The 24,590-nt window shown below is 59.4% G+C and carries 23 protein-coding genes; 11 read left to right on the top strand and 12 right to left on the bottom strand.

Annotated features, from left to right (window positions below):
- Positions 1-40: 40 nt before the first annotated feature.
- Positions 41-949, bottom strand: coding sequence for a glutaminase B (glsB, locus tag ABH909_RS15500; protein ID WP_095635104.1), 909 nt, complete (start codon positions 947-949; stop codon positions 41-43).
- A gap of 231 nt (positions 950-1,180) precedes the next feature.
- On the opposite strand from glsB, the gene ABH909_RS15495 reads away from it, so the two are divergent.
- From ABH909_RS15495 to ABH909_RS15485, 3 genes are all read left to right on the top strand, one after another.
- The gene (locus tag ABH909_RS15495; protein ID WP_429434606.1) at positions 1,181-1,810 is read left to right on the top strand and encodes a ferric reductase-like transmembrane domain-containing protein; all 630 of its coding nucleotides are present in this window, start codon (positions 1,181-1,183) and stop codon (positions 1,808-1,810) included.
- A 213-nt stretch (positions 1,811-2,023) separates the two neighbouring features.
- Complete coding sequence (locus ABH909_RS15490; protein WP_429434604.1) at positions 2,024-2,539, top strand: HvfX family Cu-binding RiPP maturation protein; 516 nt, start codon at positions 2,024-2,026, stop codon at positions 2,537-2,539.
- A 47-nt stretch (positions 2,540-2,586) separates the two neighbouring features.
- Positions 2,587-3,285, top strand: a complete 699-nt coding sequence (locus tag ABH909_RS15485; RefSeq protein ID WP_429434601.1) for a dienelactone hydrolase family protein — start codon at positions 2,587-2,589, stop codon at positions 3,283-3,285.
- A gap of 52 nt (positions 3,286-3,337) precedes the next feature.
- On the opposite strand, the gene ABH909_RS15480 is transcribed toward ABH909_RS15485, so the two are convergent.
- The 4 genes from ABH909_RS15480 to ABH909_RS15465 form a co-directional block, all read right to left on the bottom strand.
- Positions 3,338-6,472 (bottom strand): efflux RND transporter permease subunit, encoded by a 3,135-nt coding sequence (locus ABH909_RS15480; RefSeq protein ID WP_429434598.1) that lies wholly within the window; start codon positions 6,470-6,472, stop codon positions 3,338-3,340.
- Complete coding sequence (locus ABH909_RS15475) at positions 6,469-7,698, bottom strand: efflux RND transporter periplasmic adaptor subunit (RefSeq protein ID WP_429434596.1); 1,230 nt, start codon at positions 7,696-7,698, stop codon at positions 6,469-6,471. Before ABH909_RS15475 ends, ABH909_RS15480 begins: the two co-directional genes overlap by 4 nt.
- Positions 7,695-8,948 carry a TolC family protein gene (locus ABH909_RS15470; RefSeq protein ID WP_429434593.1) on the bottom strand — a complete coding sequence of 418 codons (1,254 nt, stop codon included), beginning with the start codon at positions 8,946-8,948 and terminating at the stop codon, positions 7,695-7,697. The genes ABH909_RS15475 and ABH909_RS15470 overlap by 4 nt, the downstream gene beginning before the upstream one ends.
- A 95-nt stretch (positions 8,949-9,043) precedes the next feature.
- On the bottom strand, positions 9,044-9,385 hold the full coding sequence (locus tag ABH909_RS15465) for a hypothetical protein (RefSeq protein ID WP_429434591.1): 342 nt from the start codon (positions 9,383-9,385) through the stop codon (positions 9,044-9,046).
- A 170-nt stretch (positions 9,386-9,555) separates the two neighbouring features.
- Between ABH909_RS15465 and ABH909_RS15460 the strand changes: the two genes are divergently transcribed.
- Together ABH909_RS15460 and arsN2 are read left to right on the top strand one after the other, a co-directional pair.
- Positions 9,556-10,746, top strand: a complete 1,191-nt coding sequence (locus ABH909_RS15460) for an MFS transporter (RefSeq protein ID WP_429434588.1) — start codon at positions 9,556-9,558, stop codon at positions 10,744-10,746.
- A 100-nt stretch (positions 10,747-10,846) separates the two neighbouring features.
- Complete coding sequence (arsN2, locus tag ABH909_RS15455; protein WP_429434585.1) at positions 10,847-11,275, top strand: arsenic resistance N-acetyltransferase ArsN2; 429 nt, start codon at positions 10,847-10,849, stop codon at positions 11,273-11,275.
- Between the two features lie 45 nt (positions 11,276-11,320).
- Here the strand turns inward: arsN2 and ABH909_RS15450 are convergent, their stop codons facing one another.
- Positions 11,321-11,719, bottom strand: coding sequence for a DUF1801 domain-containing protein (locus ABH909_RS15450; protein ID WP_429434582.1), 399 nt, complete (start codon positions 11,717-11,719; stop codon positions 11,321-11,323).
- Positions 11,720-11,887: 168 nt separating this feature from the next.
- Here ABH909_RS15450 and ABH909_RS15445 point away from each other — a divergent pair, with 168 nt between their 5' ends.
- A complete protein-coding gene (locus ABH909_RS15445) occupies positions 11,888-12,373 on the top strand; it encodes a cupin domain-containing protein (RefSeq protein WP_429434580.1) in 486 nt (161 codons plus the stop codon).
- A gap of 64 nt (positions 12,374-12,437) precedes the next feature.
- Here ABH909_RS15445 and ABH909_RS15440 read toward each other — a convergent pair whose 3' ends face one another.
- The 3 genes from ABH909_RS15440 to ABH909_RS15430 form a co-directional block, all read right to left on the bottom strand.
- A complete protein-coding gene (locus ABH909_RS15440; RefSeq protein WP_429434577.1) occupies positions 12,438-13,076 on the bottom strand; it encodes a c-type cytochrome in 639 nt (212 codons plus the stop codon).
- A gap of 10 nt (positions 13,077-13,086) precedes the next feature.
- Positions 13,087-14,346: a molybdopterin-dependent oxidoreductase gene (locus tag ABH909_RS15435; RefSeq protein WP_429434574.1), complete on the bottom strand. Its 1,260-nt coding sequence runs from the start codon at positions 14,344-14,346 to the stop codon at positions 13,087-13,089.
- 487 nt (positions 14,347-14,833) lie between these two features.
- A complete protein-coding gene (locus ABH909_RS15430) occupies positions 14,834-15,226 on the bottom strand; it encodes a GFA family protein (protein WP_192343545.1) in 393 nt (130 codons plus the stop codon).
- Between the two features lie 133 nt (positions 15,227-15,359).
- Between ABH909_RS15430 and ABH909_RS15425 the strand changes: the two genes are divergently transcribed.
- From ABH909_RS15425 to ABH909_RS15415, 3 genes are all read left to right on the top strand, one after another.
- The gene (locus ABH909_RS15425) at positions 15,360-15,659 is read left to right on the top strand and encodes a hypothetical protein (RefSeq protein ID WP_429434572.1); all 300 of its coding nucleotides are present in this window, start codon (positions 15,360-15,362) and stop codon (positions 15,657-15,659) included.
- A 107-nt stretch (positions 15,660-15,766) separates the two neighbouring features.
- Positions 15,767-16,246: a VOC family protein gene (locus ABH909_RS15420; protein ID WP_429434569.1), complete on the top strand. Its 480-nt coding sequence runs from the start codon at positions 15,767-15,769 to the stop codon at positions 16,244-16,246.
- 31 nt (positions 16,247-16,277) lie between these two features.
- Positions 16,278-17,018, top strand: a complete 741-nt coding sequence (locus tag ABH909_RS15415) for a Mut7-C RNAse domain-containing protein (protein ID WP_429434567.1) — start codon at positions 16,278-16,280, stop codon at positions 17,016-17,018.
- Positions 17,019-17,332: 314 nt separating this feature from the next.
- Here the strand turns inward: ABH909_RS15415 and ABH909_RS15410 are convergent, their stop codons facing one another.
- From ABH909_RS15410 to ABH909_RS15400, 3 genes are all read right to left on the bottom strand, one after another.
- A complete protein-coding gene (locus ABH909_RS15410) occupies positions 17,333-19,048 on the bottom strand; it encodes an amidase (protein WP_429434565.1) in 1,716 nt (571 codons plus the stop codon).
- A gap of 415 nt (positions 19,049-19,463) precedes the next feature.
- Positions 19,464-21,353, bottom strand: a complete 1,890-nt coding sequence (locus ABH909_RS15405; RefSeq protein ID WP_429439928.1) for a potassium transporter Kup — start codon at positions 21,351-21,353, stop codon at positions 19,464-19,466.
- A gap of 170 nt (positions 21,354-21,523) precedes the next feature.
- On the bottom strand, positions 21,524-22,144 hold the full coding sequence (locus tag ABH909_RS15400; RefSeq protein WP_429439926.1) for a cell wall hydrolase: 621 nt from the start codon (positions 22,142-22,144) through the stop codon (positions 21,524-21,526).
- Between the two features lie 190 nt (positions 22,145-22,334).
- Between ABH909_RS15400 and ABH909_RS15395 the strand changes: the two genes are divergently transcribed.
- Both ABH909_RS15395 and chrA read left to right on the top strand, forming a co-directional pair.
- Positions 22,335-23,186: a CAP domain-containing protein gene (locus ABH909_RS15395; RefSeq protein ID WP_429434562.1), complete on the top strand. Its 852-nt coding sequence runs from the start codon at positions 22,335-22,337 to the stop codon at positions 23,184-23,186.
- Positions 23,187-23,221: 35 nt separating this feature from the next.
- Complete coding sequence (chrA, locus tag ABH909_RS15390; protein WP_429434559.1) at positions 23,222-24,580, top strand: chromate efflux transporter; 1,359 nt, start codon at positions 23,222-23,224, stop codon at positions 24,578-24,580.
- The last annotated feature ends 10 nt before the right edge of the window (positions 24,581-24,590 follow it).

The raw sequence follows: 24,590 nt of genomic DNA, 5'->3' as shown, positions 1-24,590 counted from the left end.
TTCACGGTAGCGGTCATCGGGCGCTAGTCAAGACAGGCCATCAGAACACCGACCAGCCAATCCGCTGGCTCAACAACTCCAGCGCGGCCATGCCGGCGAGGGAGTTGCCGGCGGTGTTCAACTCCGGGGACCAGACGCACACCGTGAATTGCCCCGGCACCACCGCGACAATCCCGCCACCCACGCCGCTCTTGCCCGGCAGACCGACGCGATAGGCAAAGTTGCCGGCTTCGTCGTACAGCCCGCTGGTGGCCATGATCGAGTTGACTTGCTGGGTCTGACGGGCGCTAAGGATCTGGGCACCGCTGTGTTTGCAGAAACCGTCGTTGGCCAAAAAGCAGAACGTGCGGGCCAGATCCACGCAACTCATGCGTAGCGCGCAATGGCTGAAGTAGCTGCGCAGCACGGCTTCGACGTCGTTATGAAAATTGCCGAACGATTGCATCAGATACGCCATGGCCGCGTTGCGCGCGCGGTGCTGGTATTCCGATTCGGCGACCTTGCCGTCCACCATGACATTCGGGTTGCCGGACAAGCGCCGGACAAAATCGCGCATCGACAACGCCGGCGCGGCAAAACGTGACTGGTTGATGTCGCAGATCACCAGCGCACCGGCGTTGATAAAGGGATTGCGCGGACGCCCGCGCTCGAATTCCAGCTGCACCAGCGAGTTGAACGGCTGCCCGGACGGCTCGTGGCCCAGGCGCTGCCAAATCGCTTCGCCGGAATGGTCGATGGCCTGCACCAGGCTGAACACCTTGGAAATACTCTGTACCGAGAATGGCGTGTCGGCGTCTCCGGCACAAAACAACTCGCCGTCATTGCCATACACGGCAATGCCCAACTGATTCGCCGGCACGGTGCCGAGGGCGGGAATGTAGTCAGCCACTTTGCCCTGACCGATCAACGGTCGGACTGCGTCAAGGATCTCGTTCAACAGCGCTTGCATGCCGGGTTCCGAAGTCTCGCCCCATGGGATTGCGGGGACACTGTCGCTAGACGCCGCTGGCCGGGGCTGAATCACAGTTTTGTATGGGAATGTATCTGTCGCAGCCCGGGATACATGAACTTGCACCGGGCGACCTTTCGGACATACCGCCCACACACCGGGTTGAAAAACTCCTGCTGTCCGCTGACCACCGGCAAAACCCAGGTCGGCCCTTTGCTCAGGAGTGTTGTCATGATGACCCAAGTTCCCCGTTACCACGGCTGGTCGCTGTTTGGCCTGCTGTCCTTGCTGGTGCTGTTGATGACCGGCCTGATTCTGCTGCTGAACCCGGACCTGGTGGAGGCCACTCGCAGCGCCATTCGCGCCACCGCACGCACTTCGTTTGTGCTGTTTCTCGCGGCGTTCACAGCCTCCGCCTTCGCCGTGCTGGTGCCCTCGCCTTTCACCCGTTCATTGGTGCGTGAACGGCGCTTCATCGGCCTGGCCTTTGCGTTTTCCCACCTGATACACGCCCTGCTGATCTACAGCTACGGCCAACTGAACCCCGAGTTCTGGCCCGGCCGCACCACGGTCGGCAACATCCCGGGCTCGGTCGGTTATCTGTTCATTGTGCTGATGGCGCTGACCTCGTTCAAAACCACGGCGCGGCTGATCGGTCCCAAAGCCTGGAAAGCCCTGCACGTCAGCGGCATGTGGGTGATTGCGGCGGTGTTCACCTATTCCAACTTCAAACGCATCCCCCTGAGCGCCTGGTACGTATTGCCGTTCGGCCTGATGTTCTCGGCAATTGTCGTTCGGCTGCTGGGCAAGATTGCGTTGAAGTACAAACGGTCGGCCAGAAACACGCTATTGACCGAATGAAACCTCATCAACACCAACATTCCCCTGTGGGAGCGGGCTTTTGTGGCGAGGGGGCTTGCCCCCGTTGGGTCGCGAAGCGGCCCCGGCATTTCAAAGTTAAACCGCATGTCACGGGTTTACGACTGCTTCGCAGCCGAACGGGGGCGAGCCCCCTCGCCACAGTCCGCTCCCACAATGAATGCACCTGTCGATCAAATCCCGGAGCTCAAGTCCATGAACACCCCCCTCTCATCAGCCCTCAAAAGCCTGCACCTGAACGTCGACCGTGTCGGCCGCTGGATCGCGCCCCTGACGTTGCGAGTATTTCTGGCCTGGGAGTTTTTCGAGTCAGGCCTGGAAAAATGGAACGGCCAGAACTGGTTCGCCGACATCCAGAACAGCTTCCCGTTTCCCTTCAACCACGTTCCGGCCACGCTGAATTGGGAACTGGCGATGTGGGCTGAATTGATCTGTGCCCTTGCCCTGCTGGCGGGCCTGGGGACGCGGGTCTCGGCGATTATCCTGATCGTGGTCACGATCGTCGCGACCGCTGCCGTTCACTGGCCGGCCGATTGGTCTACATTGAGTGAACTTGTCCAGGGCTATGCCATCAGCAATAAAGGCCACGGCAATTTCAAACTACCGCTGATCTATCTCGCAGCCCTCCTGCCGTTGTTGCTCTCGGGGGCCGGAAAGCTCAGCATCGACGCGCTGTTGGCTCGATACTTCTGGCGGCGCAGTCACCGCTGATCCGTCGGCGTCTCGATAACCCCTCCAACTTATGTAAAGGAGCCATCATGAGCGTAACCACCCAATGGATCGAGATCACCAGCGCCGAGGGCACATTCGGCGCTTACCTGGCGATCCCCCACACCCGTAAAGGTCCGGGGATTGTGCTGATTCAGGAAATTTTCGGCGTCAACGAGCACATCCGCTCGGTCGCCGAGCAATACGCCGCCGACGGCTACCTGGTCATCGCCCCTGATCTGTTCTGGCGCCACGGCCACCGGACCGAACTGGGCTACGACGAAGCCGGCTGGAAACGCGCCGTCGAGCTGATGAACGCCACCGATACCCAAAAAGCGCAAGCCGACATCAAACTGGCCATCGACGCCCTGAAAGCACAGCCGGGGCTGGACGGCAGAATCGCGTCTATTGGCTTCTGTTTCGGCGGCATGCTGTCGTACAACACCGCGGCCAACGGTTTTGTCGACGTGGCGATCGCCTACTACGGCGGCGGCATTCAGAACCAGCTGGATCGAGCCGATGAAATCAAGGTGCCGGTGCTGATGCACTTTGGCGAACAGGACAGCCACATTCCCATCGACGCCGTGAAGCAAATCGCCGAGCGTTTCGAGTTCAACGACGACGTCGATATCGAGGTTTATCCGGGGGCCGAACATGGCTTCAATTGCTCACACCGTGACAGCTACAACCAGCGGGCGGCGGTCGAGGCCCATGGCAATACGTTGCTCTTTCTCAGCCAGAACCTTTGAACCAGACAACCCGGCGGCCGAATCGCATTCGTGCCGCCGGGATGACCGGGTGCTATTTCACGCCTTCCATCTGACGACGGCGCATCAAGCGATATGCCGCCGGGATGACAAACAGAGAAAGCAGGGGCGCGGTGATCATTCCACCGACCATTGGCGCGGCGATGCGGCTCATGACCTCACTACCGGTGCCGCCCCCCAGCAGGATCGGCAACAGACCTGCAATGATCACCGCCACGGTCATGGCTTTGGGTCGGACGCGCTGCACCGCCCCTTCACGAATCGCGGCGAGCAAGCCGAGCTCTGTGCGATCACCCGCGTCTTCACGCTCGGCCCAGGCGTTCTTCAGATAGAGCAGCATGATCACGCCAAACTCAGCGGACACACCGGCTAGCGCAATGAAGCCGACCCCCGTGGCCACCGACAGATTGAACCCGAGCCAGTAGAGAAACCACGCCCCCCCTGCAAGGGCGAAAGGCAGCGTCGCCATAATCAGCAAGGCTTCGTCGAAACGCGCGAAGGTCAGGTAAAGCAGCACAAAGATGATCAGCAACGTGCCTGGCACGACCCACTTGAGTCGCGCATTGGCTCGCTCAAGAAATTCGAACTGCCCGGAATAGCTCAGACTCATTCCGGGCTGCAATTTGACTTGCTCACTGACGACCTGGCGCAGGTCGGCGACCACTGACGCGATATCCCGTCCACGGACGTCGATATACACCCAGCCGGACGGTCGGGCGTTCTCGCTTTTGAGCATCGGCGGGCCATCCGTCACCTTGACGTTCGCCACCGTACCGAGGGTGATCTGGCTCCCCAGTGGCGTGTAGATCGGCAATTGCTCCAAGGCTCCCAGGGAATCACGCCACTCACGGGGATAACGCAGATTGATCGGGAACCGTGCACGACCTTCGATGGTTTCCCCGATGTTGTCGCCACCGATGGCACCGGCCACGATTGATTGCACGTCGGCAATATTGAGTCCGTAACGAGCGGCAGCCTGGCGGTTGATATCCACATCGATGTAACGGCCGCCAGTCAGACGTTCGGCCAGGGCAGAACTGACGCCCGGCACACCTTTGGCGGCGCGCTCGATCCCCTGCGTGGCCATGTCGATCTGCTCCAGATTGCTTCCGGAAACCTTGATCCCGATCGGGCTTTTGATACCGGTGGCGAGCATATCGATACGGTTGCGGATTGGTGGAATCCAGATGTTGGTCAGCCCCGGGACACGGACCACTCGATCCAGTTCTTCCACCAGTTTTTCCTGAGTCATTGCTGGACGCCATTGTTCTTGTGGCTTGAACTGGATAGTGGTTTCAAACATTTCCAGCGGCGCCGGATCGGTGGCGGTTTCTGCACGGCCCGCCTTGCCGAAAACGTGTTCGACTTCTGGCACGGTCTTGATCAACCGGTCCGTCTGTTGCAGTAATCGCGCCGCGTTCTGCGCAGACAATCCCGGCAACGCCGAGGGCATGTAAAGCAAATCACCTTCATCCAGCGGCGGCAGGAACTCGCCTCCCAGGCGAGACATCGGCCAAAACGCGCTGAGAAAGATCAGCAACGCCACCAGGAGGGTGATTTTCGGTCGCATCAACACCGCGTCCAGCGCCGGCTGATAGAACCTGATCAACCAGCGATTCAAAGGATTACGTTGTTCATCAGGGATCCGTCCGCGAATCCAGTAGCCCATCAATACCGGCACCAACGTCACCGCCAGCCCTGCCGCTGCGGCCATGGCGTAAGTTTTGGTGAATGCCAGTGGTCCGAACAGGCGCCCTTCCTGGGCCTCCAGAGTGAATACCGGAATAAACGACAGCGTGATGATCAAAAGACAGAAGAACAGCGCCGGTCCTACCTCTACCGCCGCGTCAGTCATGACCTGCCAATGACGCTCACCTTTCAGTTCTTCCAGCGGATGAGCGACGTGCCAGGCCTCGATCTTCTTGTGGGCGTTCTCGATCATCACCACCGCGGCATCGACCATGGCACCGATGGCAATCGCGATGCCACCCAACGACATGATGTTGGCGTTGATACCTTGATGACGCATGACGATAAAAGCAATCAACACGCCGATCGGCAAAGAGATGATCGCCACCAATGCCGAGCGTAGATGCCAAAGGAAAATCGCGCACACCAGCGTGACGACGATAAATTCCTCGATCAGCTTGCGGCTGAGGTTTTCCACCGCGCGGTCGATCAGCTTACTGCGGTCGTAGGTGGTGACGATGTCTACACCGGCCGGCAAGCTGCTTTTCAATTCATCGAGCTTCGTTTTGACCGCCGCAATGGTTTCGCGAGCATTCTTGCCGCTACGCAAAATCACCACGCCCCCCACCGTCTCACCTTCGCCGTCGAGCTCAGTGATGCCGCGACGCATTTCTGGCCCCAGTTGAATCGTCGCCACATCACCGAGGGTGACGGGCACGCTACCCACTCCGAGCTTGAGGGGAATGGCACGAAAGTCATCAAGCGTCTTCAGATAGCCCGAAGCACGCACGATAAATTCGGTTTCAGCCATCTCCAGCACCGCACCGCCGGTTTCCTGATTAGCCTTGCCGATCGCCTCGGTGACCTGGGTCTGGGTGATTCCCAGGCTGGCCATTCTCAGCGGATCGAGCTGAACCTGATATTGCTTGACCATCCCGCCCACGGTGGCCACTTCGGCAACGTTGGGCAGGGTCTTGAGTTCGAATTTGAGGAACCAGTCCTGCAGGGCGCGCAGTTGCGCGAGGTCATGCCTGCCAGTGCGATCCACCAGGGCGTACTGATAAATCCAGCCAACCCCGGTGGCATCCGGTCCCAACGCCGGTTTGGCGCTGGCCGGCAGACGACTCTGGACCTGGCTCAGATACTCCAGCACCCGTGAGCGCGCCCAATACAAATCGGTTCCATCCTCGAACAACACGTAGACAAAACTGTCGCCAAAAAAGGAATAGCCGCGAACTGTCTTGGCACCCGGTACCGACAACATCGTGGTTGCCAAGGGATAGGTCACCTGGTTCTCGACAATCTGTGGCGCCTGGCCCGCATAGGGTGTACGGATGATCACTTGAACATCGGAGAGATCCGGCAGCGCATCGATGGAAGTGCTCTGTACTGACCAGATGCCCCAGACGGTGACAAACAAGGTTGCCAGCAACACCAGGAAACGGTTGGCCACGGACCAGCGAATCAATCCGGCAATCATGGCTGGGCTCCGGTTTTCTCAAGAGGCTGAACAGTAATGCCTTTGAGACTGGCTTCTGAGTCGAGCAAGAACTGGCCCGAACTGACGACCTGCTGCCCCTCCTCCAGACCATTGAGGACCGCCGTCTGGCCATCGTTTTCCTGCCCTGCCTGCACCTCGACCGGGCGGTAGCGTCCGCCCTCTTCGGCAAGCATCACCAACACGCGCCGGCCGGTGCGAATCAACGCCTCGCTCGGCACCCACAGCACACTGTGCTCGGTCGAGCGCTTCAACCGCACCTGCGCCGTGAGACCGGGTCGCAACCGGCCGTCAGGATTGGGCAATTCAACCCGTACGCTGACAGTTCGGCTGTCCGGACTGGTTTGCGGCAGAACGGCACTGACCGTACCGTGAAGAATGGCGTCCGGAAACGTCGCAAGCCTGGCCTCTACCGGCTGACCGACCTGGACGCCCCCGGCTGCCGATTCCGGCACGGCCACCGCCAGCCACACACTCTCAAGGCCATTGACCCGGGCCAGCGTATCGCCAACAGCCAAGGTCATACCGGCACGAACATTCAACTCCTGTAACACGCCAGCAATGGGCGTGGTCATGGTGTGGTTCAACTGTACCTTCGCGCTGCGCTCGATCCGGCTAATCAACTCCGCCGGCATTCCGGTCAGACGCAGGCGTTGGCGGGCTGCTGTCAACAGTCCGGCATCCCCCATGCGCTTGAGTACAAGGAACTCCTCCTGCGCCGAGGCCCATTCAGGGACTAGAACGTCCGCCAATGGCGCACCAGCCTTGAGTACATCCCCTGGTGCCCGGGCATATACCCGTTCGACAAAACCCGGACTCCGGGCCTGGATCACCGCGACATTCCGTTCGTTGTAGGTCAGCACGCCTACCGCTTCAAGACTGGAAGCCTGAACGCCACGAGTAACGGTGGCCAGACGAAGCCCCAGGTTCTGCGTCACGCTCGCATCGATTTGCACGGAAGCTGTGTCCTGAGCACTGTCGGCGTAGCGCGGCACCAGTTCCATGTCCATGAAAGGCGACTTACCGGGCTTGTCGAACTTCTGTTGCGGGTACATCGGGTCGTACCAATACAAGGTCTTGCGCTCGTCCTGGGTCACGGAGCCTGGAACAACGGGTTCTGTTCGATGGGCAAACCAGTAACCGCTGACACCGCCCAGTGCTAATGCACCACCAACCCATAGAACACCTTTAAAACGCTGAATGTTCATTGGCCGGCCTCCCCATAGGCGAAATACAGCCGAGCACTGATCAGCGCTTTCTGTTCGTTGACCTCGATCTGTTTCAGGCGCGCCTCGATCCATTCACGCCGGGCGGCGAGGACCGTCGACAAGTCACTTTTGCCCGCCCGATAACTGGCCATGGTCAATTCGGCCTTTTCTTTGGCGAGTGGCAACAGGTTTTCCTGTTGGCGCCGCACAGCACGGTCCAGCCGTCGATAGTCGGCCAGTTGTTCTTCCAGCTGCTGGGTTTGCTCACGGGTCAACGCTTCGCGTTCGGCCTCCAGTTGATTCAGTTCAGCACGTTTGGCAGCGATCTTCGGGTTCTGACGGGTATCGGGGAACAGCGGTAGATCAAAGGTCAATTGCACGCTGACCATGTCGCCAAATTCCCGACCGCGCCGCTGATAATCGAGCTCCCAACTCCAGTCGGAGCGCTTGTCAGCCTCCGCTTCACGAACTTTGGCCTGAGCCTCACGGGTCATTGGCGCAAATGCCGCCAATGCAGGGTGATGCTCAAGCTTGTTCACGTAACCCGACGTATCGATGGGCCATTGCGGCCAATTTCCGACCGGTTGTTCATTGGCGGCGGGACCAATCCAGCGCTTGAGTAGCGCGCGAGCTTGTGCGCGTTGAAACAGTAATTGGTCCTGCTGCTCTTCCAGTTGCGCCGCTTCCTGCTTCGGTGTCACCGCATCGGCAGGCTGAGCGCGCCCGCTGGCGATCTGCGCACGAACGGTGTCAGCCAACAATCGATTCTCGCGGTAAAACTCCTGGAACAGCGATTGTTTCAGCTCCACCGAATAACTGCCGATCCAGGCCAGCGCCGTGGCTTGTCGCACGTTCAAGCGTTCGACACGACCTTGCGCGGCGGCCAGTTCAACGGCGGCCTCAGCGACTTCGATACGTGCCCGACGTTTGTCGCCATTGGGCATTTCCTGCATCACACCGACCATCTGCATGGTCATGAAGTCGTGATCCAGCGTCCCGCGATCGGGACCACTCACCGGGAAGTTCTGTATCCCAAGCAGCAACTTGGGGTCGGGCAACTCACCGGCAGGAATGGCGGCGCTGCGTGCTGCCTGGAGTTTTTCGGCCTGGGCTGTGAGGGACGGCGCATTGTCGTCCGCCAGGCGAAGGGCTTCATCGAGAGTCAATGGCGCAGCAACGCAGGGCAAAGCCAGGCTTGCCGCCAGCGCAGCCAATAGCGACCATCCTGCACGAAAGCACATGGAGTTCATGTTCACAATTCCTGTGATGATCCGTTGCGCGCTTTCAAAGGCGCGCAGCAACGCCATTCCGCATAGGTGGAATGGGGCTCAGCGTCGAACAGGAATCAGCTGCGAGGGGGGCGCCAAACCCCGGGCGGGGTTTGAACAGGCAATGCGTCTACAAAAAACGAGGCTACGATGGGACTGAAAAGGGTGATTGGAGATTGGGCGATGGTGACTTGCAGCATGCCACCGGTTTTGCATTCCTGACCGGGTTTACAGGGTTTGCCATGCTCGGACGGGTGACTCAAGTCTTGGCAGCAGTCTTTATCCATGTCGACCATCATGGCCATGCCCCTGGTTTTCATCGGGCAAGGTTCTGCAGAAGCCTGAACGCCCGCCATTCCACTCACGGGAAGCGCGAAGCTGATCAGGAAGACGAGGCAAAACCGCAAATAACGTTTCATGGGCTGGAGTCTAGACACAGCAATCGATGCTTACAACGACAGCTGGCTGAAAAGCGTATCTGTCTTTGCAAGAACGGTTTTGCGATAGCCCCCTAGACTTCAGACACACACTCAAACACGCGCAGGATGGGCTAGCCGACCAGAGCCCGGTGTTCAGATGAGGACCTGATGTGAAAAAAAATCCCGCAAGCATCCGCTCTGATCCGTTACGTATTCCACGAACAGTCTGGGCGCTGGGTTTTGTCAGCCTGTTCATGGACCTGTCTTCAGAACTGGTGCACAGCCTGCTGCCGATATTTCTGGTCACCACTTTGGGCGCGAGTGCGTTGACCGTCGGGGTGATCGAGGGCATCGCCGAAGCGATCTCGATGCTGACCAAGATCTTCTCCGGCGCCATCAGCGACTTTATCGGCCGGCGCAAAGGCTTGCTGTTGATGGGCTACGGTCTGGCGGCGTTGTCAAAACCGCTTTTTCCCCTCGCACAATCGGTCGAGGTGGTGTTCACCGCGCGTTTTCTGGATCGCATCGGCAAAGGCATTCGTGGCGCGCCGCGAGATGCGCTGGTCGCCGATATCGCACCCGCCGAAATCCGTGGCGCCTGTTTTGGTTTGCGCCAATCGATGGACACCGTGGGCGCCATTCTGGGTCCGATTCTGGCCATCGTGTTGATGCTCTGGCTCGGGCAGATCCATCTGGTGTTGTGGTTCGCGGTGATCCCGGCGGTGATATCGGTGGCGCTGATTGTCGGTGGGGTCAAAGAGCCAACCACTGTCGCTGGCGAACGCGCCTTCCGCTCGCCTATCCACTGGAAAGTCCTGCGGGATTTCTCCCGCGATTATTGGTGGGTAGTGATCGTCGGCGGGCTGTTCACACTGGCCCGTTTCAGCGAAGCCTTTTTGGTATTGAAAGCACAGCAAACAGGTCTGACGGCCACTTGGGTGCCGATAGTGATGGTGGTCATGTCGCTGCTTTATGCCGTATCCGCCTACCCTGCCGGCTGGTTGTCCGACCGGATCAGCCGCACCAAAGTGCTATGCATCGGCATCGTCCTGCTGATCCTGGCGGACCTGTTATTGGCGCAAGCGGATTCAATCATGAGCATGCTGGCGGGCGTGGCCCTGTGGGGCCTGCACATGGGCTTCAGCCAGGGCATTCTCGCGACGCTGATTGCCGACACTGCGCCCGAACACCTCAGGGGGACGGCGTTCGGCCTGTTCAATCTGATCAGCGGCGCGTGCCTGTTGATCGCCAGTGTGCTCGCCGGCGCGCTGTGGGAGACCTCGGGCTCAGCCAGCACCTTCATCGTCGGGGCGGTGCTGGCGGCTGCGGCGTTGTTGTTGCTTCTGTTGCGCAAGCCTTAGTCCAACCGCATCCGCTAACCTGAGCCCGGAACGATCAATTGGCAAACGCCAGGATTGAGCGAGTAACTTAAGTGCCAAAAACATCTTAATGGAGCAAACGATGCAGATGATTAAAGTAGGGCCAAGCGGTTTGCATCAGCTTCGTGAGTCGTTGAGTGAAGCAGGGCTTCCTTACGGTGATATAAGCGAACCGAGGCTGCAGTTTTTCCGCTTCGAGGTGGACGGAAACCGGGTTGCTTATGGAGGGCTGGAAGGTTCTGGCCCTGATCTGTTGCTTCGTTCAATGGTCGTTTGTAAGACCTGTCGTGGCGAGGGGCTGGGTAAAGCCGTGTTGTCTGAACTGGAACGCTATGCAATCTCCCAAGGCGCAGTCCGACTTCACTTGCTGACCCAAAGCGCGGCTGGTTTTTTTGCAGCCAATGGCTATGAATTGCTCGATAGGGGTGAAGCGCCTGTTGTAATCAGCCAGACAGCGCAGTTCAAGCACCTGTGTCCTGCGTCGGCGAGCTATCTACGAAAAACTTTATAGACTCTCCTTGATACCTCTCTGAGACTGAACAGTGCAGTCAGCCGTTCACACCGACGTGTTAAGCGCTACCGCCGCGCGAATCAGCGCCTTCAACGCCTCTTCATCAACCCGCTCGCCCTCATGAATATCGATGGCGCGTCGGGTGTTGCCTTCGAGGCTGGCGTTGAACAGCCCTGAAGGGTCCTCCAGCGAGGCGCCCTTGGCGAAGGTCATCTTTACGACATTCTTGTATGTCTCACCGGTGCAGATGATGCCGGCGTGCGACCACACCGGAACCCCTCTCCACTTCAGTTCCTCGACCACTTCAGGGTCGGCCTGTTTGATCAGCGTCCGGACGTGGGCGAGGGTCTCACCCCGCCAGTCAGTCAGTGCCTTGATTTTTGCTTCTATCCGCTCAGAGGCAGCGCCTCCCTCCTCGTCTTCCTTGGTGTCGATCTTCTTCATGATGGTTGTCTCCTCAGGGCAGGCGCCGGGCATTCATGCTTATGCGTTATAGCACTGGTTCACAACGGGTATATCCGCGATCTGGCAGTCGGCTACCGTCAACGTATATGACTTGATTGCACGGGCTCTGCGCCTGTGCGTAGAGGCCCCAGACACGAGGAAACCATAATGATTGCCCACAAAGCGGCCGCTGTTTTACTGGCCTTGCTCAGCCCTGCCTTTCTGACATTGATCGCCCATGCTGAGCAAGAAGGTTTTATTGCCGCCACCTCATCCGGACTCAACTGGAAACCTGCGCCGGCGGTGGCGCCCGGCGCCATGATTGCTGTGATTGAAGGTGACCTGAAGGCCGCCGAGCCCTTCACCCTGCGCTTGAAGCTGCCGGCCAATACAAAAATCGGCGTGCATACCCATCCCGTGACCGAACGCGTAACCGTTATCTCGGGCACCTTCTACTTCGCCACCGGAGACACCTTCGATCCGGCACGGGCCAAGGCTTATCATCCGGGTGACACCCTGATCATTCCTGTCGGCATGTCGATGTACGGCGCCAGTCGCGAACAGGAAACCGTGCTTCAACTCCACGGCACAGGGCCTTGGGGGATCACTTACCTCAACCCGGCGGACGATCCCAGGAACAAAAAAATGCAGTGAGCGTGGCCTGCGCGACGAAGATGGCAGCGAGGGTGCAGTAGATCGCCTGGCCGTAAAGGTTGGCTTACTGGTCCAGTATGAAAGTTGCCAGGGTTTGCAGATCGTCCGGGCTTAACTGCGCAAAAGGCGGCATTGGGATATTCCCCCATTTGCCGGCACCACCGTGCTGAATGCTGGACGTTACCTTGGCCAGTGCCTGCGGGTCATTGGCATACCTGGCAGCCACATCGTGAAAGGCCGGGCCCAGGACCTTATGATCGATCGCGTGGCACGACAGGCAGGCGTTGCTCTGGAACAAGGCCATGGCATCGACTTTTGCTACAGACGCCGCCGGCGGTTGGCCCGCCGACGGGTTCGAGGCAGCCTGCAGATCGGCATCGCTCGCACGGGCACTACCGTAGGTCACCGCAAGGTAGGCGCCGATAATCTTCACATCCTGATCGCTGATCGGAGCACCGTACACGTGCTGCATCTTGCTCGCTTCACCCGTCCACTGAGCCAAGGTCATGCCAGGAGGCTGGAAGTTGATGTAATCGGCTGAGTGGCAGGTGGAACATTTCTGCTGGGCCAACGAGTAGCCAGGCAGCGCACTGGGCTTGAACGCAGCCGTTTCGGGCGGCAACGTGATCGATAGTGGCGCTGCGCTAGCCATGGCAGCCAAAAAAACCTGAGCCGTGCACAGCAAGGTGGTCATACGTTTCATGCGGGCCCCCTCAGGCGACGGTCACGTGGCTGGTTTCTACGACGTTGCGGCGATAGCCACCGGGGTTCCAGTCGGCTTGCAGCGGTTGCGTCTCGCCCGCACTGTTACTGGCTCGCACCATCAACTGTGTGGCGCCCTTGCTGGTAAAGGTGAGCGGTAGCGTCCACTCACGGAAGGAGAAACGACCCAGATCCTGCCCAAGCCTGGCTTCGCGCCAACTTTTGCCGCCATCGATCGATATTTCCACCTTGTTGACCCCAACGCCGCCGTCGAACGCAATGCCCTTGAGCACCACACTTTTTTTCAGCGGCAACACATCGCCGTGTTTGACGCTGGTGATGAAACTGCGCACTGGCAACCTGGAAATCGGCTGAGTCTGCGCCGCAGTGGTGCCGGGGGCGATGCAAAAACAATCATTGTCCGGAACGCGGTAACCTTTAGCCATGAAGAAACCGTCATAGGTGTGGTCGACGACTTCAATCTCACTCAGGTGCTTGACCCAATACGTACCGAAATAACCTGGCACCACCAGACGTATCGGGTAACCGTTGAGGAATGGCAGGTCGGTGCCGTTCATCGACCAGGCGATCATAGGCCCGCCATCCATGGCATGACTGATGTCCAGGGCCTTGATGAACTCTGGCGTGCTCGGCAGCACTGGCCTGTCGAGCCCTCGGAATGTCGCTTGCCTGGCGTCGGCTTTCACCCCCGCCTTTTCCAATACCGCCTTGAGCGACACCCCCACCCAGCGAGCATTACCCATTGAACCATTGCCCAACTGAGCGCCGAACACGCGTGGTATCGAGAAGCCACGGCTATTCCCCGAACACTGATTCACGGCCACCACCTCGACCGGTTCGGCGAGGGCCTTGAGTTCTGCAAGCGACAGTGACAGCGGCGTGTTGACGGAGCCCTTGATCGTCAAACGGTAGCTGTCCGGATCGATGCTGGTAGGGAAATCGGGCAGGTGGTAACGCACGAAAAAGGCATCATTCGGCGTGATGGGCCCCTGGTTGAAGACAGAGAATGGGGTCTCCAGATGCGGTGGACGAGTGGTCACCAGGGTCAACGGTCGTTTTTGCGGGTATTGCACCAGCGGCCGCGGGCCAGCAGCGAAGGTTACTTCTTCGGTGTTTTCGTCGGCCGCCTTGGTTTCGTCGTCGGCCTTGGCGAGGCTTGCCAACGGAGAGGCCGCCAAAGCCAGAGTGAAGGCATCGCGTAGAATGCGTCGGCGGCTCGGCTCGCTGTTATCTACAAAACTGAACTTCATTCTGCACGCTCTATGATTGTTTTATGAGATGCGACTGACAGCCTCCCATCAGGGCAGAGAGGCATCGGACTTAATGTGTAAGTGGAATTTCGCTTAACTGTTCACCGTCGGTGAGTAAGTCAGTATTGTCACGCGCAAATCGACTGCTTTTCATTGAGCGTCAGTGATTTAACATTTGATGACAGAGGCGAAGCGGTACTTGAACGCCCTTCAGGCTGGCTTGAAATGCCGCTCAGCAAAGCCATTACAGCTACGACGCTCTCTTTGTAGGAGCTGTCGAGTTTGCGAAGGCTGCGATCGGCTGCGCAGCAGTCGTGAATCCGGCTGATGCGGTCTGCCTGACACATCGCGACTTCTGGTTTTACGACTGCTGCGCAGCCGATCGCAGCCTCGCAGGCTCGACAGCTCCTACAAGGCCTGGCGCAGCGTCGCGGAGCGAGATCGGCGCAAACGACCAGCGTGCTGCAAGCGGAACCGTTCCTGCAACCTACTCCTCAAAGCGCCCCGTGGCGTCACGATCGCGCTCGTATCGTCGCGTCAGCGGAAACGGCGGCAGCCAGGATTCGCGACGCACAATCCAGCTTTCGTAGGTGGGTGTCAGTTGGTCAGGGGCATCCAGGGAGCCCAGGTTCACTTCGATTTCATCGCCGGTGCGGGCGAAAACGGACGAGCCGCAGCGGGGACAGAAAAACCGCCCGGCATAGTCGCGTGTTTCGCCCTCGATCGTCACCGCGTCCTGAGGGAATATCGCGCAGGCGTGAAACAGCGCACCATGATGTTTGCGGCAATCGAGACAGTGACAAAGACCGACCCGATATGGGAGTCCCGACGCCTCGATCCGGACATTGCCGCACAGGCAACCGCCGGTGAATCGGTCCATGCTGTATCTCCTCTGATCAAACGACGGTTGTGACGTTGCAATCTGTGAAAAGAGTAGCGAAGCCATGGTCATGGGTCGACTAATCTGAGTAGAACACCAGCACAAACACGCCTTCAGCTTCAGGGGACACGGGATGACCGGAAAAACAGCGCGCCAGTGTTCGTCATGGGTCCTGCCCTCCCTGCTCGCGATCAACCTGGCGCTGATGGCGGGATGTGCAGGCAAAGCTGCCACGGCTCGCTATTCAGCCTCAAATATGGGCTCGAACTGCTACGCAAAAGCGATCCCCACCGCTGGCGAGGGCGGCCTGGCGTGGGGCGATACCTTGAGCATGGCTCGCAAAAAATCCATGGATAATTGCATCCGCTATGCCGGCCGATCCGGGGGTACGCCCAATACCTGCCAGGTGGTGTTGTCGGAATGCAAAAATTAATAGAGCGCCATCGAAACGGTCCATTCCGTTCGCGGTCAATCATCTGAACAACATCCATCGGTCATGACCGAGGGCACTGAACAACCTGCCAATTCTGGAGAGTCAAAATGATCAGCAAAAACACGATCTGTCTCTGGTACGACGGCACCGCGCTGGATGCCGCAACGTTCTACGCCAAGACATTTCCGGACAGTGACGTGGGCACTGTTCTTCGTGCGCCCGGCGACTATCCGGCGGGCAAACAGGGCGATGTCTTGACGGTAGAGTTCACAGTGATGGGTATCCCTTGTCTGGGGCTGAACGGCGGGCCGGAGATCAAGCACAACGAGGCTTTCTCGTTCCAGGTTGCGACCGACGACCAGGCCGAAACAGACCGCTTGTGGAATGCGATCGTCGGAAACGGTGGTCAGGAAAATGTATGCGGCTGGTGCAAGGACAAGTGGGGACTGTCGTGGCAGATCACGCCACGCGTGCTGACCGCCGCGATAGCCAATCCTGATCCCGCAGCGGCCAAACGTGCGTTCGACGCCATGATGGGAATGGGCAAGATCGACATCGCGGCGATTGAAGCGGCTTTGAAAGGTTAACCGGCGCTGCGGCCCTGCCATACTGTTGAACATGACCCGTGCAACTTTCCGCTTCTACGAGGAGCTCAACGATTTCCTGCCGGCCGACCGGCGGCGGCAGTCCTTCACCTGCGAGTGCGCACGCGGGGCGACGGTCAAGCACATGATCGAAGCGCTCGGCATCCCGCACACCGAGGTCGAGCTGGTGCTGCTCAACGGCGAGTCGGTGGGCCTGGAGCGGGTGATTTTCGACAATGACCGGCTGGCGGTGTATCCCAAGTTCGAAGCGCTGGACATCAGCCCGCTGCTCAAGGTTCGCGCGCAACCTTTACGGGTGCTGCGCTTTATCGCTGATGCGCACCTTGGCGGGCTGGCCCACCTGCTGCGCATGAGCGGCTTCGACACCCTCTACGACAATGGCTTCGAGGACGGCGAGATCGCCGAGATCGCAGCGCAGCAAGGACGCATCGTACTGACCCGCGACCGCGAACTGCTCAAGCGGCGGATCATCAGCCACGGCTGTTACGTGCATGCCCTGAAACCGTCGCTGCAGCTGCGCGAATTGTACGAGCGCCTCGACCTGGCGCGTAGCGCGCGGCCATTCAGCCTGTGCCTGCATTGCAACCTGCCGCTGCACGAGATCAGCCTGGAACTGGCCCGGTTGCAGGTGCCGTCCCGTGTTGGCGCCCTCTATTCACACTTCCTGCGCTGCGATGCCTGCCAACGGATTTACTGGGAGGGTTCGCACTGGCGCAGCATGTGTGCACTGCTGGCGCCTCTGCTGGGCCAATAGCCGAGCGCATCGGGACGGCTGCCAGGAAAACTGGCTTTGCGGGGTCTTCGAGCCTATGCAAACCCAAGGAACGACAGGATAACCACGACGATCACAACTACCCCGACGATGTAGATGATGTTGTTCATGAAATCCACCTCTCAACCTGGACAGGACTGCGTTAGAAAGACAAGACACTGCACCTTTGCCGGGAAAAGCCATCGGCTGCGTTGCACACTATTTTTGCGAGCGACGATTTGAGTACAGCCAGACTGCCCTGGCTTACCGTTACCGGGCGGGATTGACGCGTGTGCCGTGCGCCAATCCCGCCCTTCCTAGTTCTGACCACCCGACAACGGCGGGGTTCGCGGGGGGATCAATCGCTTCGTCCCCGTTGATTCAAACGCCGAAGCCAAGCGCAGCAGCGTCGAATCGTCATAGGCCCGACCGGCGAAGGTCAGCCCGACGGGCATGCCGATGTCCGGCATGATTCCCATCGGCACCGTGACCGTGGGAACACCCAGGTGGCGGATGGCGAGGTTGCCGTTGGCGACCCAGACACCGTTACTCCATGCGATGTCCGCCGACTTCGGATCGACATCGGCATTCGCCGGCCCGACGTCGGCCACTGTCGGGAAGATCACCGCGTCGAGTCCCAACCGATCCATCCAGTCCTCAAGGTCGATACGGCGCGTCTGCTCAAGGCCGCGCAGCCCGTCCGGCACCGTGGGGATCTGGTCCCAAGGCGTGATGCCGCGCTCGGCCATGCGCACATACTCGTCCATGCCAGCGGCAAGGTCGCCCTCACGATTGGGCAGCGTCCCTGGGTCGTGCGGGAAGATCAGCGGCCCGTTGACGTCGACCAGGCGATTGAGTTTTGGATCGCCGTTGGCCCGCAGGAAATCGTCGAACGCCCAAGCCGTCAGATCCCACAACTCATGGTGAAGAAATTCTTTGGAAACCAGGCCCCGATTAAACACCGTTGGCGCACCGGGACGATCTCCCTCGCAATTGGAAACCAGCGGAAAATCGACCTCGACCACTTCGGCCCCGCAGGCTTCGAGTGCCTTGCGAGCCTCTTCCCAGAGCGCGATCACGGAAGGACGGGTATTGATTCGCTGGCCCGTCGGACCACCGATACCCGGCGCATCGCTCGTGCCGGCATCGGGATCCGCGTTGATGTACATACGAGGAACGCCCAAGCGCTTTCCGGCGAGGGCATCGGTATTTGCGGCAAGCGACCCATAGGAAGCGGGACGCACCGAGGCGACATTTGGAATGGGCACCCAGGGTTGCATCCGCCACAGATCGCCTCGTGTGTCGGGGTCGTCCGCCACCACCACGTCGAGCACTTCGAGCAGGTCGGCCATGGTCCTGGCAAACGGCACGACAACGTCCATGGTCGGCGTCAACGGCCAGTTGCCGCGCACCGAGATCACGCCGCGCGAAGGCGTATAGGCACACAAACCATTGTTCGATGCCGGGCCACGTCCGCTCGACCAGGTTTCTTCGGCGAGGCCGAATGCAGCGAAGCTGGCAGCGGTTGCAGTGCCGGCGCCGTTCGATGAGCCCGAGGCGAAGGGTGCGGTGAGATAGTCTGCGTTGTACGGGCTCTCGGCCCGGCCATACACCCCACGCTGCATGCCGCCGTTGGCCATGGGCGGCATATTGGTCTTGCCCAGGCAAATCGCACCAGCAGCACGCAGCCGTTCGATGGTGAACGCATCGCGATAAGCAATCAGGTTCGCGAAGGCGGGACTTCCAGAGGCTGCGGTAAGTCCTTTGACCAGATAACTGTCCTTGGCCGTATAGGGAATGCCATCGAGCGGTCCCAGCGTCTGGCCCTTGGCCCGACGGGCATCGGATGCCTGCGCTTCCTTGAGTGCCTCGGGGTTGCGAACCACCACCGCGTTGAGGGCGGTGGGCGTGTCGGGGCCGTCGTAGGCATCGATCCTGGCGAGATAGGCCTGGACCAATTCAACCGCCGTCGTCTGGCCCGATTCGAGCGCAGCACGCAGTTGAGCAATGGGAACCTCGGTGACCTCGATCATGCTGTTACCGCCGGCGGGTGATGGGTGACTGGATGTTGGGCTCAAAGACATCACTTATCTCAAAAAGGGTTTTCATAGTGGCTCTCGTTGCACTGCATTAGCGCGGTCGATTACTCACAATACGTGCTTGACCTGCGATCAATACGCGGTGAGCACGTTGTACCCGTGATTTTGCATGAGATTAGAGCAAGAGCCCACTCCATGAACGGCCCGGCGTCTCGGTGAGGGTCGGGCGATGGCGGCGGCTCACCGAGGAACGCAAAACCTGTGGGAGCGGCGGTGCGACGATTCGACTTGCTCGCGAAGAGGGAGTATCAGCCGACATTAATGTTGCCTGGCACACCGCTTTCGCGAGCAAGTCGAATCGTCGCACCGCCGCTCCCACAGGGATGTGCGTTTGACTGACTGTTGCCGCCTACATCTCAACCTGCGTGCCCAGCTCGATCACCCGATTGAGCGGCAACTTGAAGTATTTGAGGTTGCTGTTGGCGTTCTTCAGCAAGAACGCGAACAGGCTTTCGCGCCAACGGGCCATGCCGATACGCTTGGTCGGGATAACCGTCTCCCGGCTGAGGAAATACGTGGTGCGCATCGGGCTGAAATCCAGCTCTTTCAAATGGCACAGGCTCAACGCCAGAGGTACGTCGGGCTCCTCGATAAAACCAAAGTGCAGACTCACTCGAAAGAACCCTTCACCAAAAGCCTCGACTTCGAATCGCCGATCCTCCGGCACACGCGGGCTGTCTTCGGACACCACGGTAAGCAACACCACCTGCTCGTGCAGCACCTGGTTATGCAACAGGTTGTGCAACAGGGCATGAGGGACCGCATCAGCCCTGGCCGTCAGAAAGACCGCGGTACCCTGCACACGATGAGGTGGTTGCGAGCCGATGCTGCTGATGAACAACGGCAGCGGCAGCGAGGTTTCGTCCAGTCGCTCGACAATGATCTTTCGGCCCCGTTTCCAGGTGGTCATCAAGATGAACAGAGCAATACCGGCAATCACCGGGAACGCACCGCCCTGGAAGATCTTCGGCGCGTTGGCGGCAAAATACAGGCTGTCCACCATGAGAAAACCCAGGAGTATCGGGATAGCCAGCCAACGAGGTGTTTTCCAAAGCAGCAATACAACGGCCGAGGACAGAATGGTGGTAATCAGCATGGTCCCCGTCACCGCCACACCATAAGCCGCCGCCAGTGCACTGGAGGATTCAAAACCGATGACCAGCAACACGACGCCGACCATCAGCGCCCAGTTCACCATGCCGATGTAAATCTGGCCCTGCTCCTGACTGGAGGTGTGCTGGATAAACATTCGAGGCACGTAACCCAGCTGAATGGCTTGGCGAGTCAGTGAGAACGCGCCGGAAATCACGGCCTGGGAGGCGATGATGGTGGCCAGTGTCGAGAGCGCGACCATCGGCAGCAACGCCCAGTCAGGTGCCAACAGATAGAACGGATTACGTACCGCTTCAGGGTTGCCCAGGATCAGCGCGCCCTGGCCAAAGTAATTGAGTACCAGGCCGGGGAGCACCAGGATGAACCAGGCGCGGGCAATGGGTTTGCGACCAAAATGGCCCATATCGGCATACAGTGCTTCAGCACCGGTCAATGCCAACACGACGGCGCCCAGAATGGCGACGCCAATGCCCGGATGGACCACGAAAAATTGCACCGCCCACGCAGGATTCAGCGCTTGCAGAACTTCCGGTCGTTGCAAGATGCCGTAAATGCCAAGTGTGCCCAACACGACAAACCACAGCACCATGACCGGCCCGAACAGGATGCCGATACGGGCCGTGCCGTGTTTCTGTATCAGGAACAGCGCTACCAGGACGATCACAGACAGCGGAACCACCCAATGCTCAATGCCATCGAACGCAAGCTGTAGCCCTTCAACCGCAGAGAGCACCGAAATGGCGGGGGTGATCATGCTGTCGCCGTAAAAAAGTGCCGCGCCAAACAGGCCAAGCAACACCAGCACCCTGCTCATTTTGGGATACGGCGCCGCAGCCCGACGTGCCAGTGCCGTCAAGGCCATGATGCCCCCCTCGCCCTGGTTATCGGCGCGAAGGATAAACAGCACGTACTTGATCGAGACGACCCAGATCAGTGACCAGAAGATCAATGAAAGAATGCCCAATACACCGTCGTGATTGGCCTGAACGCCGTAATGTCCGGCGAACACCTCTTTGAGGGTGTAAAGAGGGCTGGTGCCGATATCCCCATAAACCACGCCCACCGCGGCGACGAGCAAACCCACTCCCGAGGTTCTGGAATGGGTTTCTTCATGGGCATGGATCATTGTTTCGCTCACGGGATGGCTTCTCGATAAGGAGGAAGGAGTGCAATGAAGAATTGCAGGCATATCAATGATAAAAAAACGCGATCAGTATCATTTCGGGGAAAAGTATCCACCGTAAAAAAACCGTAAATTCTTACCGGCAGCACTCTCCCTCAATGATCATCAAGCGCTTACTGCGCCGTCCCGCCACGAGGTTTATAAAACAGGAATTTCCCGGTCTCGGCCGTCCTGGTGTATTTCTTCGCCCAGGCGGGTTTCACCGTTCTGTCGTGGAAATACAAGGCACCATGGGTGCGGTCCGTGAGTTGCTTGTTGAGCGCCTTGCGCGCGATTTCCTTGGCGAGGGCATATTCGTCGTCTTCCTTTACCTGATCCGCACGTCCGTCGCACCACCACGAAAACTGGCAGGACCCCGTTTCAGAGCCTTGCTTGACCACGGCGCACACCGTATCGGGAAATCCACCATGGCCGAGCCGGTTCATGACCACGCTGGCGACGGCTTCCATGTTGGCAGGTGCAACACCTTTGGCTTCCCAATAGATGCTGCGTGCAAAGCAGGTGATTGCATCGTCCAGAGGGGCTGCGCCTGCCGGATCGACCGCCTGCGCTTCGGAGGTGGTGATGGCTTCGGACTTGGGCACCGGGAGTTCGCTGTCCTTCTCGGCGGCTTTCTGCTCCAGGACCTGCGCCTTGTCTTCGGCCACTTCCTGTTTTTGCTCTTGCTCAGTCGCCAAAACCTGGCCGCACTGAAGGATGATTGCGAAGCAGGTGAGTACCCATTTTAATCGCATGATCGATCCTTCCGATGACACTGGCTTGGGCAATGAAAACGGCGATGTGGTAGCGCTGACCTGCTGTGATTGTAGTCGTCGCAAGCCATTCCAGCCGTCTGACAATAAATGCATGTCGGCGCAAAAAGGCATTGCGTGCGCAGGGGGGAAATCGCGCATCATGGACGCAGTCCGTTCAAGGGAGATTTTCATGCGCAGCCTGTCATCCATTTTGCATCTTGCCGTGTTGTCATTCGGGCTGATGTTCAGCGTCGCCGCGTCGGCGGCCGATGAAAGGCAGCTGATCGAGTCGATCAACATTTACCGCAGCCAGGCGCAGCGCTGCGGCGGCCAGGCGTCTTCGGAGTTGCCACCACTGGCGAGCGACCCGCGTCTGGTCCTGTCCGCCAACAGCATCGGCGACTTGCAACAGGCACTGGCCCGCGCGGCGTATCCGATGGTCAATGTGCAGGCGATCAGCCTGTCCGGCCCCCGCGATGCGCCGTCGGCCATGAAGGCGATTCAGGAGAGCTTCTGCCAAGTGGTGCTGGACCCGCAATTCGTCGACATCGGCATCAGTCGCGATGGCCGTGAATGGCGCATTGTGCTGGCGCGTCCGCTGTTGACCGGGCGTCTGGGTGACTGGCAGGCGGAAGGACAAAAACTGCTTGAAGCGATGAACAGCGCCCGCGCTCAGACGCGCCAGTGCGGCACCCAAGCCTTTGCCGCCACGACGCCGCTGGCCTGGAACGCCACACTGGGCTCCGCGGCCGAAACTCACAGCCGGGCCATGGCCAACAATAACTATTTCGATCACAAGGACCGCGACGGTCGCACGCCGGGAGATCGGGCTGAATTGGCGGGTTATGCGGGCCAACAGGTCGGCGAGAATATCGCCGCCGGGCAAGACACCGTGCGCAAAGTGGTCGATGGCTGGCTCGCCAGCCCGGGCCATTGCGCCAACCTGATGAACCCGCAGTTCCGTGAGCTGGGTGCGGCCTATGCGGTGGACCCGAAGAGTGACGCCGGCATTTACTGGACGGCGATGTTCGGGACGCCGTGAAGGCTTGAATCGACCGTTGAAAAAGGAATCATCATTTGAATAAAGCCCCCTCTTCGGCCGTCGAACAGGACCTGTCGAAGCCTGACGCCATCAGCTTGCGGGAAGCGTTCCTGTTCTGGCTGAAACTCGGCTTCATCAGTTTCGGCGGGCCGGCCGGACAGATCTCGATCATGCACCAGGAGTTGGTGGAGCGCCGACGCTGGATCTCGGAACGGCGCTTTCTGCATGCCCTCAACTACTGCATGTTGTTGCCCGGGCCTGAGGCTCAGCAACTGGCGACCTACATCGGCTGGCTGATGCACCGCACGTGGGGCGGCCTGATTGCTGGCGCGCTGTTTGTGCTGCCTTCGCTGTTCATCCTGATCGCGTTGTCCTGGGTGTACATCGCCTTTGGCGAAGTGCCGGTGGTGGCCGGGCTTTTCTATGGGATCAAGCCTGCCGTGACCGCCATCGTGGTGCAGGCGGCCCACCGGATCGGCTCGCGGGCATTGAAGAACAATTGGCTGTGGGGCATCGCCGCGGCTTCATTCACGGCCATCTTTGTGTTCAATGTGCCCTTCCCGTTGATTGTGCTGGGCGCCGCCATCATCGGTTATGTCGGCGGACGTCTGGCACCTGAAAGGTTCCAGACCGGGGGCCACGGTGCTGCGAAAAAATCCTTCGGCCCAGCCTTGATCGATGACGATACCCCGCCTCCCGAACATGCCCGTTTTAACCGTTTAAAATTGCTGCGCCTGTTGCTGGTGGGTGCGGCGTTGTGGGTATTGCCGATGGGCATTCTCATCACGCTGTTCGGCTGGGAAGGCACCCTGACCCAAATGGCCTGGTTCTTTACCAAAGCGGCATTGCTGACATTCGGCGGCGCGTACGCCGTGTTGCCCTATGTGTATCAGGGCGCAGTCGGCCATTATGGCTGGCTGACACCCACGCAGATGATCGACGGCCTGGCACTCGGCGAAACCACCCCCGGGCCGCTGATCATGGTGGTGGCCTTCGTCGGTTTCATCGGCGCCTATGTTCAGCAGGTGTTCGGCCCTGATCATGTGTTCCTGGCCGGCGCCCTCGCCGCCACGCTGGTGACCTGGTTCACCTTTCTGCCCTCGTTCCTGTTCATCCTCGCCGGCGGTCCGCTGGTGGAGTCGACGCACAACGAACTCAGGCTCACCGCGCCGCTGACCGCGATTACTGCGGCGGTGGTCGGCGTGATCCTTAATCTGGCGTGTTTTTTCGGCTACCACGTGCTCTGGCCCAACGGCTTCAGCGGCCAACTCGACTGGCCTTCGGCGCTGATCGCCATTGCGGCGGCCATCGCCTTGTTTCGCTTCAAGCGGGGCGTGATCGAAGTACTGATAGGGTGCGGACTGATCGGGTTGGTGGTGCATTTGCTGCGCTAGCGCAGCAAAC

Source organism: Pseudomonas sp. BS3782 TE3695 (genome assembly GCF_050435305.1).
Classification (GTDB): Bacteria; Pseudomonadota; Gammaproteobacteria; order Pseudomonadales; family Pseudomonadaceae; genus Aquipseudomonas.
This window is presented reverse-complemented; position numbering and strand designations above follow the sequence as displayed.